Here is a 733-nt window from a genome sequence, read left to right as displayed (position 1 = left end):
GCGCTTGCTCAGGTAACGCGCACGAACTCTCCTTCGGCGAAGAACCACGCCGACATCGTCCGTGCTAGTTCGAGCACGACCTGCGCGTCGGTCCGGCCGGAGGACGCACGCACGTGGAACGAGTGATCTGCGTCGTCCACCACATGCAGCGTGGCGCGTGGCCCCAGCGTCTCGACGACCGACCTCAGCAGGTGAAGCTCGGCCAGCTTGTCGCGCGTGCCCTGCAGGAAGAGAGTCGGCACCGTGACGTCCGCCAGGTGCCGTGCCCGCTCGACGCCGGGCGCGCCCGCCGGGTGCAGCGGGAACGCGACGAAAGCGAGGCCACGCACGCCGTCGAGCGGGGAGATGGCTTGGGCCTGGGACGTCATGCGGCCGCCGAACGACCTGCCGCCCGCGAAGAGCGGCAGGGCTGGCAGCCGCCGGCGGGCCTCTGCGACGGCTGCGTGCACGGCAGCATGTGCCACGGCCGGCGAGTCCACTCGCTTGGAGCCCCGCTCCATGTACGGAAACTGGTAGCGCAATGTGGCGACATTGGCCGCCGCAAGCGCGTCGGCCAATGACGACATGCCGGTGTGCTGCATGCCCGCCCCGGCACCGTGCGCGAAGACATATAGGGCTCGCGCGTCCTTCGGCACTCGGAGGAGCGCAGAGACCTTAGAGCCGTCGGGCAGTGCCAGGGAAAGCGATTCTGAGTCGTCCATCGTATTCAGGTCGTGTCGTTGTGGCCTTTGCG

General features: G+C 68.8%; 1 protein-coding gene. It reads right to left on the bottom strand.

All coding sequences use genetic code 11. The features are described from left to right. Nucleotides 1-8: 8 nt before the first annotated feature. Nucleotides 9-701, bottom strand: a complete 693-nt coding sequence (locus AWB74_RS45015) for an alpha/beta hydrolase family protein (protein WP_087039607.1) — start codon at nt 699-701, stop codon at nt 9-11. Nucleotides 702-733 lie beyond the last annotated feature (32 nt).

The sequence above is a fragment of the Caballeronia arvi genome, from assembly GCF_001544695.2.
GTDB classification, from domain to species: Bacteria; Pseudomonadota; Gammaproteobacteria; order Burkholderiales; family Burkholderiaceae; genus Caballeronia; species Caballeronia arvi.
Note: the sequence above shows the minus strand (reverse complement) of the source record. Positions and strands in the feature narration are given on the sequence as shown.